At 30.5% G+C, this 17,344-nt stretch carries 17 protein-coding genes; all 17 read right to left on the reverse strand.

Annotated elements, in window-relative coordinates:
• Window positions 1-201: 201 nt before the first annotated feature.
• The gene (locus L3B96_RS19520; protein ID WP_238948333.1) at window positions 202-1,575 is read right to left on the reverse strand and encodes a HAMP domain-containing sensor histidine kinase; all 1,374 of its coding nucleotides are present in this window, start codon (window positions 1,573-1,575) and stop codon (window positions 202-204) included.
• Window positions 1,572-2,255 carry a response regulator transcription factor gene (locus tag L3B96_RS19525; protein WP_012059177.1) on the reverse strand — a complete coding sequence of 228 codons (684 nt, stop codon included), beginning with the start codon at window positions 2,253-2,255 and terminating at the stop codon, window positions 1,572-1,574. Before L3B96_RS19525 ends, L3B96_RS19520 begins: the two co-directional genes overlap by 4 nt.
• A 371-nt stretch (window positions 2,256-2,626) precedes the next feature.
• Window positions 2,627-4,045 carry an NADH-quinone oxidoreductase subunit N gene (locus L3B96_RS19530; RefSeq protein ID WP_238948334.1) on the reverse strand — a complete coding sequence of 473 codons (1,419 nt, stop codon included), beginning with the start codon at window positions 4,043-4,045 and terminating at the stop codon, window positions 2,627-2,629.
• 2 nt (window positions 4,046-4,047) lie between these two features.
• Window positions 4,048-5,571, reverse strand: a complete 1,524-nt coding sequence (locus tag L3B96_RS19535; protein WP_238948335.1) for an NADH-quinone oxidoreductase subunit M — start codon at window positions 5,569-5,571, stop codon at window positions 4,048-4,050.
• Window positions 5,572-7,425, reverse strand: coding sequence for an NADH-quinone oxidoreductase subunit L (gene nuoL / locus L3B96_RS19540; RefSeq protein WP_343073103.1), 1,854 nt, complete (start codon window positions 7,423-7,425; stop codon window positions 5,572-5,574). It lies immediately after the preceding gene.
• Between the two features lie 8 nt (window positions 7,426-7,433).
• A complete protein-coding gene (gene nuoK, locus L3B96_RS19545; RefSeq protein WP_012059181.1) occupies window positions 7,434-7,742 on the reverse strand; it encodes an NADH-quinone oxidoreductase subunit NuoK in 309 nt (102 codons plus the stop codon).
• Window positions 7,743-8,234, reverse strand: a complete 492-nt coding sequence (locus tag L3B96_RS19550) for an NADH-quinone oxidoreductase subunit J (RefSeq protein ID WP_238948337.1) — start codon at window positions 8,232-8,234, stop codon at window positions 7,743-7,745. It lies immediately after the preceding gene.
• Window positions 8,235-8,323: 89 nt separating this feature from the next.
• Complete coding sequence (locus L3B96_RS19555; protein WP_012059183.1) at window positions 8,324-8,713, reverse strand: NADH-quinone oxidoreductase subunit I; 390 nt, start codon at window positions 8,711-8,713, stop codon at window positions 8,324-8,326.
• 172 nt (window positions 8,714-8,885) lie between these two features.
• Window positions 8,886-9,920 (reverse strand): NADH-quinone oxidoreductase subunit NuoH, encoded by a 1,035-nt coding sequence (nuoH, locus tag L3B96_RS19560; protein ID WP_238948338.1) that lies wholly within the window; start codon window positions 9,918-9,920, stop codon window positions 8,886-8,888.
• 175 nt (window positions 9,921-10,095) lie between these two features.
• Window positions 10,096-11,208, reverse strand: a complete 1,113-nt coding sequence (locus L3B96_RS19565) for an NADH-quinone oxidoreductase subunit D (protein WP_238948339.1) — start codon at window positions 11,206-11,208, stop codon at window positions 10,096-10,098.
• Between the two features lie 18 nt (window positions 11,209-11,226).
• Window positions 11,227-11,664, reverse strand: coding sequence for an NADH-quinone oxidoreductase subunit C (locus L3B96_RS19570; RefSeq protein WP_012059186.1), 438 nt, complete (start codon window positions 11,662-11,664; stop codon window positions 11,227-11,229).
• Complete coding sequence (locus L3B96_RS19575) at window positions 11,657-12,166, reverse strand: NADH-quinone oxidoreductase subunit B (protein WP_238948340.1); 510 nt, start codon at window positions 12,164-12,166, stop codon at window positions 11,657-11,659. The genes L3B96_RS19570 and L3B96_RS19575 overlap by 8 nt, the downstream gene beginning before the upstream one ends.
• Window positions 12,157-12,513 carry an NADH-quinone oxidoreductase subunit A gene (locus tag L3B96_RS19580; RefSeq protein WP_012059188.1) on the reverse strand — a complete coding sequence of 119 codons (357 nt, stop codon included), beginning with the start codon at window positions 12,511-12,513 and terminating at the stop codon, window positions 12,157-12,159. Before L3B96_RS19580 ends, L3B96_RS19575 begins: the two co-directional genes overlap by 10 nt.
• A 552-nt stretch (window positions 12,514-13,065) precedes the next feature.
• Entirely contained in the window at window positions 13,066-13,251 is a 186-nt protein-coding gene (locus L3B96_RS19585; protein WP_023975558.1) for an SHOCT domain-containing protein, read from the reverse strand.
• 89 nt (window positions 13,252-13,340) lie between these two features.
• On the reverse strand, window positions 13,341-13,784 hold the full coding sequence (locus L3B96_RS19590; protein WP_238948341.1) for a hypothetical protein: 444 nt from the start codon (window positions 13,782-13,784) through the stop codon (window positions 13,341-13,343).
• A gap of 224 nt (window positions 13,785-14,008) precedes the next feature.
• A complete protein-coding gene (locus L3B96_RS19595; protein WP_039771504.1) occupies window positions 14,009-14,896 on the reverse strand; it encodes a prenyltransferase in 888 nt (295 codons plus the stop codon).
• Window positions 14,897-15,400: 504 nt separating this feature from the next.
• Entirely contained in the window at window positions 15,401-17,101 is a 1,701-nt protein-coding gene (locus L3B96_RS19600) for an FAD-dependent oxidoreductase (RefSeq protein ID WP_238948342.1), read from the reverse strand.
• Between the last annotated feature and the right edge of the window lie 243 nt (window positions 17,102-17,344).

Raw genomic sequence — 17,344 nt, forward strand, 5'->3', positions numbered from 1 at the left:
TAAGGATGATATATGAAATTTCTGTCAAATTATATTGGTAGTTATATGCTATTGTTAAAACATAATAAATCATCTATATTTCAAGGAAATAAATGTCAATTTAATAATTCTCAAAAAACAAAAAAGGTATCTTAAAATCACTTTTTAAAGTGTTTATAGATACCTTCTTTTTTTATGCAGTTTGTGATAAAAATTTATGTATTAATTACTTTTGTTTATGCATACTGTAAATACAGTTTCCTTATCTTCCTTACTTTCTACATCTATTGTTCCAGAATGCAAAGTTAATATCTTCTTTACAAGTGTAAGACCTATTCCGCTTCCCTCAATTTTATGTCTACTTTTATCTCCACGATACATTCTTTCAAAAACATAAGGTAAATCTTCTTTTTTAATTCCAATTCCATTATCCTTAATTTTAATGATAACTGAGTTTATATCGCTACTAATATTAACCCATACAGTTCCATTTATATTGTTAAATTTAATTGCATTAGATATAAGATTTATAAATACTTGTTTCAATTTATCGTAATCGCCTACTACAATAAAATTTTTACCTTCTTCTTTATTAATAATTAACTTTATATTTTTTTCATCAGCAGCAATATTAAAATCACTAATTACATTTGAAATAAGCTCCCCTATATTAACCCTTCCTAATTTAAGCACTATTTCATCTGACTCTATTTGTTTTAGTGAATTCAAATTATTTAAAAGCTTGCCAAATCTTATTACTTCATCATTTAAGCTATTAAGCTTATCAGTAGTTACAGGTATAATTCCATCTATCATTGCCTCTAAATTATTTTGTAACACATTTAGTGGAGTTCTAATTTCATGGGATATATCTGAAATAAGACGCTTTCTTAGTAAATCCTGACTATTTAATTTCTCACCTAAATCATTTATGCTCTCAGTTAAATTCCGAATTTCTTCAATATTACTTTTTATATTTGATCTAGAATTATAATTTCCTTTTGATAAACTTACAGAAGTTTTTGAAACTTCTTTTATTGGTTCAGAAAATTGCTTAGATAAAATCAAACTTATTGCTGCAACTATTATCAGTGTTAATACTCCGCTAAACACAATACTCTTATTAATTTGTCCCTTGAAGCTTATGTCTTCCTGTGAAAGCAGAACAGGCGAATACTGTCCGACAATAATATACCCTACTGTTTTTCCATTTACAGTTATATCAAAAGTATTGGAAGTATACACTCCGGTTTCTTCCTTGCCATTTACTGTCATATGATTTTTATTTTGTATATCTTCATGGTTCATTTCCCATACAACTTTTTTATTATCATCCAAAAGACTTAAACAGTAATTACTCATATACGCTTCATGCATCATTTCTTCCCCTGAAGTACTATTCCATCCACCATCACTTTTATAAACTTGTTGAAAGTATTCTACTAACCTTGTATTTCTTTGAGTTTGTATCTTCTCCATATACTTATTGAATGTATTCGTTATAGTTATATTTACTAATAAAGCTGACAAAAGTACAGCAACTACAGAGCAAGATATAATAATTATACTAAGACGCTTTCTAATACTCTGCTTCATAATTTATCACCAAATTTATAACCAATTTTTGTAACAGTAACTATGTATTGAGGAGACTTGGTATCTTCTTCAATTTTCTTACGTAAATTTTTGATATGAACATCTATACTTCTATCTGATCCATCAAATTCCATCCCAAAAGCTCTCTCTATTATTGCTTCCCGTGTAAATACTTTTCCTTGATTTGAAGCCAAAATATATAATATATCAAATTCATTTGGAGTTAAATTTATTTCCTCTCCACTCAATTTAACTAATCTCTTATCAACATCAATTATTAATTTGTTATCATTAAAAGAAATTACGTTTTCTTTTTTACATCCAACTCTCCTAAATAATGCATTTACACGAGCAGTTAGTTCTCTTGGGCTTAATGGTTTTGTTAGATATTCATCTGCTCCAATATTTAAGCCTTCAATTTTATCGCTTAATGTACTTTTAGCAGTTAACATAAAAATATATACATCTGATATTTTTCTTAATATCTTACAAACTTCCTCACCATCAATATCTGGAAGCATTAAATCTAAAATTACAAGATCAATCCTTTCTTTTCTAAAAACTTCAATTCCATCTAATCCATTTTCAGTGGAATACACCCCATATCCTTCTCTTTCCAAATATGCTTTTACAACGTCTGATACGCTTTTTTCATCTTCAATTATTAAAATGTTGTTCATAATATTCCCCCCATATAGTTAATTTTAATATTACTTTATCATATATTTAATAATTTAACTAAAAATTATTCCTCCAATAAGTTCTTTTATTATTTTAAAGTTCAAATTCTGTTACACTTAATAAAAGAAAGTACTTCAAAATGATAAAAAAATCATTTTGAAGTACATCCTTAATGGCAGCATCCTCCACCGCCTTTGAATACTCTAAAAACTATAAAAGCAACAACTGCAATTATTAATATTGTAGCAACCATTTTCCTCATCCTTCCTACTATCTATCATTTGAAAATGATTCTTATTGTACATTAAAATTATGTAGAAATTATGAAAATAATGATTATTACAAAATAGAATTTTTAGTAATTCTTATATTAGGATAAAAATGCTTTAGATACTGACAAAACTACATTTACTACTTGGCTAGGATAAATTCCAAGAATAACAAGTACTGTCATAGATATAGTTAATGCTAATTTTGTACTTATGGATACCGGAATTGATTCAAGTTTAGTAGGACTTTCTCCAAAATACATAACCTTAACAACTTTAAGATAGTAATATACTGATATAACGCTCATACCAATACTTAAAAATGCTAACCATATCTGTCCCTTTTCTATTATAGATAAGAATAAATAGAACTTGCCTATAAATCCTGCTAAAGGTGGAATTCCTGCTAAAGAAAGTAAGGAAATAAGCATAACAGCAGCTAAAAATGGTGATCTTTTAGCTAAATAAGCATAATCTTTAATTTGATCACTTCCTGTTGCCTTTGAAACTGCAATTACAACTCCAAATGCTCCCATGTTTGCAAACAGATAAAACAAACTATAAAGCAAAATTGATGCGATGCCAAGACTTGAATTCGCAATAATCCCTAGTAAAAAATAACCTGCTTGTGAAATGCTTGAGTAAGCAAGCAGCCTTTTAATATTAGTTTGGGGAATAGCAACTAAATTTCCAAGCACTAAAGTTATAACAGATAATACTATTATTAGATCAATCCAGTAGCTAGACGCAGATGACATGCCAGTCATAAATAATCTTAATAAAACTGCTAAACCTGCTGTTTTAGATGCTACCGCTAAAAATACTGTAATCGAAGTAGGTGCTCCTTCATAAATGTCTGGAGCCCACATATGAAAAGGAACAATGGCTATTTTAAAAGCAAAACCTGCAATTAAAAATATCATGACTAGTATTTCTAATGGTGCTATCTGTCCTGTCACCAGTGCTTCTGCAATTTCTTTAATAGCCGTTGTTTGAGTAATCCCATATATTAAACTTAATCCATACAAGAAAATTGCTGAAGACATTGCACTTAAAATAAGGTATTTTAAACTTGCTTCTTTTGATTTATCATCACCTTTATAAGCAATTAAAACGCAAAATGATATAGTCATTAATTCTAGCCCTATATATATTGCAATGAGTTCTCCCGATGATACCATAATCATCATTCCAAGTAGCGCAGACACAATTAATGCATAGAACTCTCCTTGTTTTGAAACTAGATGATCTCTAGAAATTAACACTGTTAATACTGCAGCTATCAAGAAAAGCTGTTTAAAAAAAGTACTAAAAGGATCATTAATATAAGCTCCACCAAAAAGAGATTGTGACTGACTCCCATTCAATAGTGCCTCACTAAATAATGATACTATTAAAATTATAAATAGACATATTCCTGTAAATAAACTAAGCTTTTCTTTATACCTTTGCAGTGATAAACTTGCTATCAAAAGTACAATACATAAAGCTGCAGTTAAAAGTTCAACTATATAACTCATAATTAAAATCCTCCCATTATCATTCCTATGTCTGATATCTTACCCATAAGTGACATTGCTCCACTATGAATAAGGTCAATTAGTGGTGAAGGGAATAAACCAAAAAATATTAATACACCTGCGAGCATCACTATAGGTATCATTTCCACTCCTTTTGCATCCTCTAAATGATTCCATTCTTCTTTTCTTGGACCAAGAAAAGTGCTTTGAATTACCTTTAATATATAAGCCGCAGTAATAACAATTCCTAGAATAGCCATTATTGAGATTGCTTTAAAAGGTATTACTGAAAATAATGTTCTTGGTTCATCATGAGATCCTAAAAATATTAGAAATTCAGCAACAAAATTGTTTAGCCCTGGAAGTCCCAAAGACGCAAAACCAGCAATTATAAAACCAATTGCCACTCTTGGCATTTGATGTATTAAACCACCAAACTTAGCTATTTCTCTTGTATGAGCCTGATGATAAATATTTCCTATTAGCGTAAAGAACAACGCTGTCATAATACCATGGGCAAACATCTGAGCTACTGCTCCATCTATTCCTTCAAAGTTTAATGAAGCAATTCCGAGTAGTACGTACCCCATATGGCTTACACTAGAATAACCAATTACAAATTTCAAATCCTTTTGAGCCATAGCAACCATAGCACCATATACTACATTAGCTATTGATAGCACTGCAATTAAAGGAACCCAGTATTTTGCACCTTCTGGAAATAAAAACACCCCCGCGCGGATAATTCCATAACCACCTAGTTTCATTAAAACCCCTGCATGAAGCATACTTACAGCTGTTGGCGCAGCTACGTGTCCATCTGGAGACCATGTATGAAAAGGCCACATAGGAACTAATATACCAAAACCTATTAACATTAGGAAAAAAGTAAATTTTTGAAAGCTGGCGCTATATTCAATAGTACTAAGAGTTTGTATATCAAAACTTCTTATTCCTAAATTGTTAGCATATACAAAGGTCGCAATAATTCCAATTAGAATAAATGCACTTCCTACTAATAAATATAAAGTAAGTTTCATTGCGGCATAATCTTTTCTTGTACTTCCCCAAACTCCAATTAAGATATACATTGGAATAACAGCTATTTCAAAAAATACGTAGAATAAAAATAAATCTCTTGAAATGAATACCCCAAAAACACCTGCAACTAGTAAAAGCAGAAATATGAAAAATTCCTTTATTCTTTTTTCCATTTTCCATGATGCAAAAACACCTGCAAAAATAACAATAGCTGTAAGCAATACTAAAGGTATGCTTAAACCATCCGCCCCTACAGAATAATTAATTCCGAAGGCAGGTATCCAAGAATAGGTTTCTTGAAATTGAAGTCCTCCCATTTCCTTATTGTAAGTAACAAAAGCTATAATCGAAAGCAACAATGAAATAAACGTGACAATTGCTGCTGTAACCTTTATTTCCTTTTTCTTACTTTCTGGAAGCAAAAGTATTATGATTATACCCAAAATAGGTGCTAATAATATTGATGTTAATATCGGAAATTGCATCTACATCCCTCCTAAAATCGGTGCTGCGAGCCAAATAATTATCAAAGCAATTGCTATGAAAAAAATTAGAGCATAATTTTGCACTCTGCCCGAATGAATAAGTCTAAGCTTATCTCCTATTCTGCTTATGAAAGAAGTCGTGTTATCAAAAATTCCATCTACTACGTTACGATCGCACCAATTAAAAAGATAAGAAATATTTAAAACTACTTTTTCATATATCCATTGATAAAGTTCATTTATATAATATTGATTAAAAAGAAATTGATGAATTGGTCTAAGCTTCACACTTAGAGCTTCACTTGATATTATTTTCTTACCATATATAAGCCACCCGAGCAGTATTCCACTAAAAGCTGCTGCTACTGATTCACTCATAACCATTAAATTTGCTTCAGGAATTTGAGATGTTTGAAAGTATATATATGAAGCAAATGTTTCATTTATAAAACCATAGAATACTGAAAAAACTGATAATATGATTAATGGAACAGTCATACACCAAGGCGTTTTATGGACAGAATGTTTTTCTCTTTCCTCTCCAAAGAAGACTATTAAAACTAAACGAGCCATATAAAATGCTGTTAAAAATGCTGTAATTAAACCTAAGTAATATAAAAATATATAGCCATGCTCATAAGTTACAGTTAAAATTTCATCCTTACTAAAAAAGCCTGATAGAGGTGGAATTCCTGCTAGTGATAAAGATGCAATTATAAAAGTTATACTTACAAGTTTCATTTTTTTAATTAAGCCGCCCATTTTAAAAATGTCCTGTACACCAATAGAATGAATAATGCTACCTGCACCTAAAAATAATAATGCCTTAAAAAATGCATGGCTTGTAAGATGAAACATTCCAGAAGTAAATCCGCCTACTCCCATTGCCATAACCATATATCCCAATTGACTCATAGTTGAAAAAGCCAATATTCTTTTTAAATCTCTTTGAACTATTGCAATTGTACCTGCCATGAATGCAGTTATTCCACCAATGTACGCAATTACTAAACTTACTTCATGTAAAGAAGAAAATAATATATAGCCACGCGCTAAAAGATATACTCCAGCTGCAACCATAGTAGCTGCATGAATCAATGCGCTTACTGGTGTTGGTCCTTCCATGGCATCTGGAAGCCAAACATGAAGTGGAAATTGAGCTGACTTTGCTACTGGTCCTGCAAAAATTAATAATGCTATTATAGTTAAATAAACAACATCTTGATATGCTGGAATACTTGCAGCTAGTTCTCTAAAGTTAAAAGTTCCAAAAGCCATGAAAAGGCAAAGCATTCCGACTAAAAATCCGAAATCTCCAACTCTGTTAGCGACAAACGCCTTTTTATTAGCCTTTACAGCTGAAGGCCTGTCATAGTAAAAACCAATTAGAAGATAAGAACATAACCCTACGAGTTCCCAGAAAAAGAACATTTGAAAATAGTTATTAGAAATTACGAGTCCTAACATTGAGCTTGTAAATAGAGATAAATTCGCAAAAAATCTTGAAAAACCTTTTTCTCCTTTCATGTAACCCAAGGAATATATTTCAACCAATAAACCTATAAAAGTCACGATTATAAGCATAGTTGCTGTAAGTGGATCAATTAATACTCCTACTTCAATCTTAATTGGAGCTGATAGCCACGAAACAGCATATTCAACAGGTTTATTTATGCTAACTTTCGAAGTAATAACCTCATAAAAAACACCTAAAGAAAATATAAAAGAGAGAACCATCCCACCTATTGCAATTGCTGAACTAATTACTTTAGATTTTTTTGTAATAAACCCAATAATTAAAAATGCAATTGCAGGAAATACGGGAATCATCCACGCTAAATCTATAAATCTCATCATAACACCTACCATTTTAAAATATTGAAATCTTCTACATTAGATGTAGGTAGACTTCGATAAATATTTAAGATAATAGCTAGACCTACAGCAATTTCAGCTGCTGCAACAACAATAACGAATATAGCAAAAAGGTGTCCTGTAACCTTTTCTGGTGCTAAAAATCTATTAAAAGCTACTAAATTAATATTGACTGCATTCATCATGATTTCTACTGACATTAATACACTGATAACATTTCTTTTAACAACTGCTCCGTAAAGACCAATACAAAATAGAGCTGCTGCGAGTATTAAATAACCTTCTAAACCAACCATCTAATTTTTCACTCCTTTTGCTAAAATAATAGCGCCTACCAAGGCTATTAATAAGAGTAATGCAGAAACTTCAAAGGGAATCATATAATTTCCAAAGAATCCATCTGCAATAGCACTAATGGTATTTTCTATATTTAAATTCTTATAAGTAAAGTTACTACGTAAAATTAAACGTGTAATAAGCCCAAAGAATCCTAAACAAAATGCTAAACCTGTCCATCTTAATTTATTAAAGGGATTACTGTTTTTCATATCATTTTTTCGTGTAAGCATTATAGCAAATACGATTAAGATTGACATTGCTCCAGCATAAATTAAAATCTGTGCTAAAGCTAGAAAATCAGCTTGAAGCAAGATGAAAACCACTGCTATACCTATGAATGTTAAAATCATTGATAAAGCACTATGGATAATATTTTTTGAATAAACGACACCTATAGCAAAAGCTATAATTAAAAATGCTATAGGCCAAAAAACAAAAGCTGAAATCATTATAAATCCTCCTTGTTAAGAATATGAAGTAAATATTGGTCATTAATATAATGCATGTTTCTCATCATGCAAAAAAGTATTCTGACCTGTTACTTCTTTGAATATTCATCAAATAGTGTTAACTTAGTTTCTGCTCTACTGTAAGCACTTAGTTCAAAATCCGAAGTAACCTGAAGTGCCTTAGTTGGGCAGCTTTCAACGCATAATCCGCAAAAAAGACAATATTCTAATTGCATTTCATATTTAGTTAAATGTTTTTTATTATTTTCATCTTTATAACTTTCAACATTAATAACTCTATTTGGGCAGCTCAAAGCACAAATGCTGCATGAAATACATTTTTCTGAATCCAGTCTAAAAGAACAACGAGAACGCAATGGAAGCTTTGGATGTTCTTCTGGATACTGCTGAGTAATATTTTTTTCAAATAAATGTCCAAGTGTTACTCTAAGACCATTTAATAATCCTTTACCAAACATTAAATTCACCTCTTAACTAATTTTGGCATATTCAAGAAATAATAAGTCATCATGCTAGTCTATTTCTAGTCATACTACGTCAGCATTTTTACCTAATAGGCCCACTATGAGATAAAAATACTTCCTTGTCTGACTGAAAATATACATCGCATCATGGACTTATTATTTTCTTTCATATACCTAACTGAAATATTTTAATACCAATTCCAGTTAGTAAAATGTTTATTAGAGAAATAGGAATAAGGTATTTCCAGTTTAAAGACATCATATGATCTAACCTAAATCTAGGAAAAGTCCATCGAACTAACATTAGCACCAATACTATTACATAAGTTTTCAAGATAAACCAAATCCAAGAGGGTAAAATAGGTCCACTTGCCCCACCTAAGAATAAAGTGGCTGTAAGTGCTGAAACTGCAAACATATTAGTATACTCAGCAAGATAAAAAAGTGCATATCTCATTCCACTATATTCTGTGAATGGACCAGCTACTATTTCCTGCTCTCCTTCAGCTAAGTCAAAAGGAGCTCTATTTAACTCTGCAGTCGCGGCAATAAGATAAATAATAAATGCAACAGGCTGTAAAAAAATGAACCACACGCTATTTTGGGCTGTTATAATTTCTGTCAAATTTAAAGAACCACTTATCATAACTACTCCAAGAAGAGAAAAAATCATAGGTATCTCATAACTTATCATTTGGGCAACTACTCTCATTCCACCTAAAAGGGAATACTTATTATTAGATCCCCAACCTGCCATTAATATAGGTATTGAGGAAACTCCAGATATGGCTAAGAAATAAAGCAATCCCAAATTTAAATTTACAGCAACCATATTTTTCCCAAAAGGTAACACAGCATATATTAATAAAGCAGGAACCATAACTAACAATGATGCCATTACAAAAACTAATTTATCTGTTTTTTCTGGAATAATATCTTCTTTACCTAGAAGCTTAACAACGTCAGCTACACTTTGAAATATTCCTTGTGGCCCAAATCTATTAGGCCCTGGACGCTGCTGAAGATAACCACAAAATTTTCTTTCTAAATAAATCAAAAACATAGCATTTAATAAAACAAAAGCTACAATCCCAATAAAATAAACTAAGCTCATAATAATACTTACAAAGGCATTTGGTATTGCCAATGCCGAAGTTAAACCATTAATCCAATTAGATATGTTTAAAAATATATTCTCCATTCCAACCTCCTAAGGCACATGAAAATAAATAACAAGTTCAAAGTTGCCATGATTATTTTTCATCAGGCAAGGAGACAAGTTGCCCTCATAGCGGGCCTATCAGGGCAATTTACCGATGCAGCATGATGGAAAATAGGCTGGCAAATGGACTTGTTATTTTTTGAATGCGCCTGAACTACCTATCAATTTCGCCTAATATAGGATCAAGTGATGCGAGTATTGCAACAGCATCCTGAATAGTGCTTCCAGTCGCCATTTCAGGAAAGGCACCTATATTAACAAAAGATGGTCCATGAATGTGAATTCTATAAGGTTTATCACATCCATCACTTACTATGTAATAACCTAGCACACCTTTAGCTCCTTCAATTTGATGATAAATATCTCCTTTGGGTGGTTTTATTAGTCTTGGAACTTTAGCTAAAACTGGACCTTCTTTTATTTGCTCTAGCGCCTGTTTAATTATTTTTATACTCTCTTCCATTTCACCAATACGCATTATCCATCTTTCATAGCAATCGCCATCTTTACCGACAATCACTTTAAAATTGAAACGATCATAAATACCATATGGCGCATCACGTCTTAAATCTAAGTCTATACCAGAAGCCCTAAGGTTTGGACCTGTTAAACCATAAGCTAAAGCTTTTTCTCCACTAATTATTCCAACACCTTTAGTTCTTGCTTGAAATATTTCATTGCCAGTGATGATTCGTTCATACTCTATAAAGCTCTTATCCATATCATTAAGAAAGCTTTTTAAGCTAGGCATAAATTCCTCAGGCAGATCATAGCTTACTCCACCGATACGCATATAATTTGTAGTCATTCTAGAACCACAAACCATCTCGAATAAATCCAAAACTTTTTCTCTATCTCTAAAGAAATACATCCAAGGGGTATGCCCATTTAAATCAAGAGCCATACTTCCTAAAAAAACTTGATGACTTGCTATTCTCTGCAATTCAGCCATTATTATACGAATGTATTCTGCTCTTTCTGGAACTTCAATCCAAGCAAGCTTCTCTACTGTTTGAACGTAACCTAACTCATTTAACATTCCAGATAAATAATCTAATCTATCAGTATAAGGTATAAATTGAGTATAAGTTCTGGATTCAGCTAGCTTTTCCATCCCTCTGTGCAAATAGCCTATGATATTTTCTACATTGACAATATGCTCACCATCTAAAGTAAAGATTGCTCTATATACACCATGGGTACTAGGATGCTGTGGTCCAAAATTTAAAGTCATTTCTTCAGTGTGCAACTCTCTGTCATATTCCATTCTCAAACTTCCTCCTTTCTACCTTCGCTTTTCAACCTTAAAATCTTTTCTAAGCGGATGTCCTACAAAATCATCAGGACATAATATCCTTTTTAAATCTGGATGGCCAATAAAATTAATTCCAAATAAATCATAAGCTTCTCTTTCCTGAACATTTGCTGCAAGCCAATATTTAGTTAATGATGGAATTTCAAGCTTTTCATTAAGTTTTACCTTAATTCTAATCAGCTCATGAGTAGTTAATGACATAAAATGATAAACGCAGCTTAATACATCATCTTCAATAGCTGTTAAATCAACTAAAAAATCAAATCCATATTGCTTTACCTTTTTTATAACGTCTAGAAATTTACTTGCTTCTGTGTGAATAGCAATCTGCGTATTTTCTATGATTTCAATATCTTGCTTATATTCTGCTTTCAGTTCCAAGATTAGATTTTCACAAGTTTTACTCACTTCTTCCCACCTCTTTCGGATGAATAATTTTTTCTTTTAAAGTTAAAAGCCCATGGATTAATGCTTCTGGCCGTGGAGGGCATCCTGGAATATAAACATCTACTGGTAAAAATGTGTCAGCACCTAGAACGACATTATAGGAATCTACAAACGGTCCCCCACTAGTTGCACAGCTTCCCATAGCAATTACCCATTTAGGTTCTGGCATTTGGTCATAAATCTTTTTAACTATAGGTGCCATTTTTTCAGTAATTGTTCCTGCAACAATCATCAAATCTGCTTGTCTTGGTGAAGCACGGAAAACTTCATATCCAAAACGTGCAATATCATAACGAGCACCTCCTGCTGCCATCATTTCAATAGCACAACATGCGAGTCCAAATGTTAACGGCCAAAAAGAATGTGCGCGGAAATAATTTAAAGTATCATCTAATTTAGTTAAAATAATATTTTTTTCTATTTGCTCTTGAATCTCTTTATCTTGTTTAAAATTTACTTCCACTCTAATGCCCCCTCTTTCCACGCATACCATAAACCAATGATTAAAATGCCTATAAAAATAACCATTTCAAAAAGTGCGAATAATCCTAATGATTTAAATTTCACTGCCCATGGCAATAAAAATACTGTTTCAACATCAAAGAGTAGAAATACTAAGCCGTACATAAAGTAACTAACCTTAAATCTAATCCACGTTGAACCAGTAGTTTCAACGCCACACTCATAAGTAGATAATTTTTCTTTATTTGGCTTCTTCGGTCTTACTAGTGAAGCCGTTAATAAGACGACCATTCCAAAAATAAATGAAGCTATAAGAAAAATTCCAATAATCAAATAATCTTGTATCATTTTTATCCCCTTTCAATTTACTTTAAAATCAAAATCAACACGTTCAAACCTTCCTTCTACAGGTACAAATTCTAAACGTTATTAATAATTTTATATCTGCTCACATATTAACAAGTTTTTATGAAGTTATTATGTAGAAATCCTATAGGTTAACACATAATTTTCAAATTATTCCACATGTGCCGATGAAATCCGAGACATTATTAAAGTAAATTTAAAGAATTTTTTATTAAAGCCATTCATAATAAATATCAAAAAAACAGAGGTTTATAAAATACAAACTTCTGTTTTACTGCATTATTCCTATTAATAAGCGACTTATTACACATATTTAATTATTTAACTTTTATTTTTTATCATACAAAATATTTATAAAGATTTTATGTAGAAAAAATTTTCGTAAAGCTATAAATTATGCTCTTATTAAATCTGAAAATTAAAATTCTTACAAATCGATCAATATGTATTAAGATAACTCCTTTTCTCTATACAGAAAAAGTCATGTAAAAGAAGAGTTATCTATACTCCTTTTACATGACTTTTTACTGTTACCTATGATCTTAATGTACTTTTTATTCTATTATATTCATCTTCACTTATTTCTCCGCGAACAAATCTTTCATTTAGTATATTTAGAGAATTATCTCTAACACTGCAAACTTTAAGCTTTTTACTTTCTTCTTGATTGAAAATTAAATATATAACAGCAATAATTAAAATTATTGGTATAATCATCATTCCAGACCATCCTCCCATCATATCTAATTATCCTTCCATTCTCATATTATCATTCTAAATTTATTTCGATTTTTTAAAATTTAATGATACTAATTCCTCATCATGCTTTGATGAAGTTTTGCCATCTTTTCTTTTCCTACAGATTGCATCATATTTGCCATAGATCCATATCCGTTATTTTTCATTACATCAATCATCTTGTTATAATCCTCATCACTTATATTAGACATTAAATTTTTCATGGCATTAAAATCTCTATTTTCCATAGCATTTGCTTCATCATTAAAACCATTCTCCTTCATTAGTTCAATCATTTTATTGATATTATCATCTGATTGCGCCCCAGACCCCATCATGCTCATCATTGTTCCTCTATAATTTGATGATGATTTAACCTCACCATTTTGCACATTTATCATTTGTCCATTAAATTTATTAAACCTTGTATTATTTTTATCTGCCGCATATGCAAGTGATATTCCGCTTACAGTTAATATACCTGCTAATGCTAGAATCATAACCTTCTTTTTCATTGTGTATCACTCCTTTAATTTTCTTCTTAATTTATATGCTTATTTTACTACTCAATTATGGAGTAATTATGAAGATAATATAAAAAAATATTCTAATTATATATAATAAAAGGTTCAAGTGCTATATTGATTGTAACACTTGAACCTTTTGCATATTCATAGAATTTTTATAATTTCAAATCAGACAGAATCTAAATTTTAATACATTACATCATAATAATTTTTTACATTATAATTGCAATTATCAATCCAATAACTACAGCCAAATGATATTTTAGACCAACCTGTCCTATAAGTCCCATACTCCTACCTTTTGTTTTAGAACTTTTTTCATATGAAAGAAAACTCCTAATTGATTTATAGGGATATATTAAAATTACAGGTAATAACACGACAATGGGATAAATGCTCATTAACACTAAACAGACTGTTAGTACAAGTAACATTATTATATTAAAAACCCAAAGCTTATTTGCATTTTTTTTACCTATCATAATAGGCAGTGTTTTTCTTCCAGCTTCACTATCCTCTTCTATATCACTTAAATTATTTGTTAGTAATATAGTACTAATAAATAATACTGTAGGGACTGCAACCAAAATTGTATTTATATTAAATATGCCTGATTGAATATAAATCACTGTAGTAGTTATACCAATCCCCATAGTAACTCCAGATATAATCTCTCCAAATGGCGTATATGAAATAGGTAAAGGACCAAAAGCATATAAAATTGAAATAAGACCTCCTATTACAGCGACTAGTAAAATGTAATAGCTTGTTTGGCTAGCTAAAAAAAGACCAATCATAAGAGCAATAAACTGATATAAGATTATTATAAATAATACTTGCTTAGATGTGATTTCACCACTAACTAGAGCTTTTTCATCTCCACTCTTATTACTGTCTGCTCCACGTTTATAGTCAAAGTAATCATTAATCATATTAGTAGCACTTTGAATCAATATCATAGCAATTGCTAATAATATAACATACAAAGCATTTAACTTTCCAAAAGCATACTTTGAATAAACTGAACCTAAAATTACAGGAACTAACCCTGCAACAAGGGTTTTTATATCCATAAGTTTTATTATTGTTTTAAATCCCATTGATCTCTTCTCCTTATCAAGATCTTTAATCTTTTTTATTTTATAATACAAAATATTTGTAAAGATTTTATGAAGAAGTCGATGATAGTAATACAAATTATATTTTAATCTATTTTCTCAAAGGTTTAGTTCATAGTGATTCGATTTAATATTTAATCTATTAGCTATTATAAATCAAATAACTTTACAGATAACTAAGTTTATTATTTACAACTAATATACATAAAAGTCATGTAAAAAAGTATTAAATCTTTCCTTTCATATGACTATAATTTTATTGTTCTATAATATTCTTCCCATATCACTCTTTTAATCATCTTCTCTTTATATATTTATTTTACAGCTTAACTGTGGAGGAATTATGAAGATACCATATATCTAATTATTTTTTACATCTGCATTTAATAAAAGGTCCAAGTGCTATTTTTATTCAACACTTGAACCTTTTGAATATTATAATTTACTTACTTTTCCTTTTGCAACTAATAAATTTAATATGACAAATCACTTAAAATTATATTCAGTAACTATACTTTCCCTATTCTTAGTTTGGTCGTTAAAATATTCGTAAAATGATAGTGCTAAGAAGCTACCTGTAATATTATAAACATTATTAAAACCTAAGTTTTGTAGTGCTAATGTTGCATTATAACTTCTTTGACCAGTTCTACAATGTAAATATACTGGTTTATCTTTTGGTATCTCATTTATCCTTTGTCTAAGTTCACTTAATGGAATATTAATTGCGTTTTTAATATGCCCATTAGCATATTCTCCTCTTTCTCTAACGTCTATTATATAAGCATTACGTTCAACAAGTCCTCTGACTAGATCTATATTAACCTGCTTAAAATCGCCATTTAAAAGATTGGAACCAACATAACCAGCATAATTAACAACGTCTTTTGCTGTAGCAAATGGTGGTGCATAACATAATTCTAAATCTTTTAAATCTTCTACTGTTCCACCAAACTTTATAGCAGTAGCAATTACATCAATTCTTTTTGTAACATCACCTTTACCTATAGCTTGAGCTCCTAAAATTTTTCCTGTTGGAACTTCATATAATAATTTTAAATGTACAGGCGATGAATTAGGCATTATTCCAACTTTATCTGTAAGTATTACTCTTACAACATCATATTGTATATTCATGTTGAGAACATTTATAAGTGCTTCATTTAACCCCGTTGATGCTCCATTATAATCAAAAACTTTTATAGCTGATGAACCTATATATCCTTTATTTAAACCTTTCTTTCCATTTATATGATCTGCAACAGATCTTGCCTGCTTTTGAGCTGGGCCTGCAAGGGATAATTTCACATTGGAATGGGTTAATGAATTATAAACTTCTATGGCATCTCCTACTGCATATATACTATCATCATTAGTTTTGTAATTTGTATCTACTTTCATTGCACCAGTTTCACCGATATCTAATTCAGCACCTTTTGCTAAGGCTGTTTCTGGTGAAACTCCTATTGCCATTACAACAACCTTCGCACTAATTCTTTTGCCTGATGATAGTATCACCGTATCTTTCTCAAACTTTTCAACTTTATCTCCAACAATTAAATTTATACTATGATCATATAATTCTTTATGAAATATTTGAACCATATCATAATCAAAAGGTCTTAATATTTGGTCAGTTGCCTCTATTAGGGATACATTATAACCAGCATCTCTTAAGTTTTCTGCTGCTTCAACTCCTATATATCCACCACCAATAACTGCAATATCCTGTTTATCAATTGATTTAACATATTTATTTAACTTATCTATATCAACAACATTTCTTATTGTAAAAATATTCACTTCTTCAATTCCGGGAATATTAGGTACAATTGGCTTAGCTCCTGGAGATAATACTAACTTATCATAGTTTTCTTTATATGTTTCACCATTTTCTAAGTTTTTAACTGTTATATACTTCTCCTCCTTATTTATTGATAAAACCTCATTGTTCACCCTTGCTTTAATATTATATTGAACAAGAAATTTTTCAGGACTCATTAGAACCAACCTATCAGCCTCGTCTATTATTCCACTTAAGTGATATGGGAGTGCACAATTTGAAAAAGATACATGAGGTCCTTTTTCAAACATTATTATTTCATCTTCTTCACTAAGTCTTCTAAGTCTTGCTGCGGCAGATGCTCCACCCGCAACTCCTCCAACTATTAATATTTTTTTCTTCATGACCATTTCCTCCTAACCTCAACTTATAATTTTAATATAAATCTCTATCAATTATGATTTTATACCTATTAAGCTCTATGTATTTTCTTTTTATACTTATTAGTATTCTGCTAATTAAGTTAATCACAATTATTGAAAATTCTGTTAAGTTGCCTTATGTTTATTTTCCACGATTATTTACCTATTTCCTTCCATGACTTTATTATATATAAATCTTTAGAAAATATAAGTGACATAGTCACA

The organism is Clostridium sp. YIM B02569, from assembly GCF_022320765.1.
Taxonomy (GTDB): Bacteria; Bacillota; Clostridia; order Clostridiales; family Clostridiaceae; genus Clostridium; species Clostridium beijerinckii.

Excerpts from the sequence above, each read along its gene's own strand:
- L3B96_RS19555 (WP_012059183.1), bottom strand. The coding sequence starts at position 8,713 with ATGTTTGGTAAAGGATTATTAAATGGTCTTAGAGTAACACTTGGACAT.
- L3B96_RS19550 (WP_238948337.1), bottom strand. The coding sequence starts at position 8,234 with ATGATTTCAGCTTTTGTTTTTTGGCCTATAGCATTTTTAATTATAGCT.
- nuoL (WP_343073103.1), bottom strand. The coding sequence starts at position 7,425 with ATGAGATTTATAGATTTAGCGTGGATGATTCCCGTATTTCCTGCAATT.
- L3B96_RS19585 (WP_023975558.1), bottom strand. The coding sequence starts at position 13,251 with ATGATGATTATACCAATAATTTTAATTATTGCTGTTATATATTTAATT.
- L3B96_RS19600 (WP_238948342.1), bottom strand. The coding sequence starts at position 17,101 with ATGAAGAAAAAAATATTAATAGTTGGAGGAGTTGCGGGTGGAGCATCT.
- nuoK (WP_012059181.1), bottom strand. The coding sequence starts at position 7,742 with ATGGTTGGTTTAGAAGGTTATTTAATACTCGCAGCAGCTCTATTTTGT.
- L3B96_RS19595 (WP_039771504.1), bottom strand. The coding sequence starts at position 14,896 with ATGGGATTTAAAACAATAATAAAACTTATGGATATAAAAACCCTTGTT.
- L3B96_RS19535 (WP_238948335.1), bottom strand. The coding sequence starts at position 5,571 with ATGCAATTTCCGATATTAACATCAATATTATTAGCACCTATTTTGGGT.
- L3B96_RS19565 (WP_238948339.1), bottom strand. The coding sequence starts at position 11,208 with ATGGAATATGACAGAGAGTTGCACACTGAAGAAATGACTTTAAATTTT.
- L3B96_RS19525 (WP_012059177.1), bottom strand. The coding sequence starts at position 2,255 with ATGAACAACATTTTAATAATTGAAGATGAAAAAAGCGTATCAGACGTT.
- nuoH (WP_238948338.1), bottom strand. The coding sequence starts at position 9,920 with ATGGAGAATATATTTTTAAACATATCTAATTGGATTAATGGTTTAACT.
- L3B96_RS19590 (WP_238948341.1), bottom strand. The coding sequence starts at position 13,784 with ATGAAAAAGAAGGTTATGATTCTAGCATTAGCAGGTATATTAACTGTA.
- L3B96_RS19530 (WP_238948334.1), bottom strand. The coding sequence starts at position 4,045 with ATGAGTTATATAGTTGAACTTTTAACTGCAGCTTTATGTATTGTACTT.
- L3B96_RS19520 (WP_238948333.1), bottom strand. The coding sequence starts at position 1,575 with ATGAAGCAGAGTATTAGAAAGCGTCTTAGTATAATTATTATATCTTGC.
- L3B96_RS19580 (WP_012059188.1), bottom strand. The coding sequence starts at position 12,513 with ATGATACAAGATTATTTGATTATTGGAATTTTTCTTATAGCTTCATTT.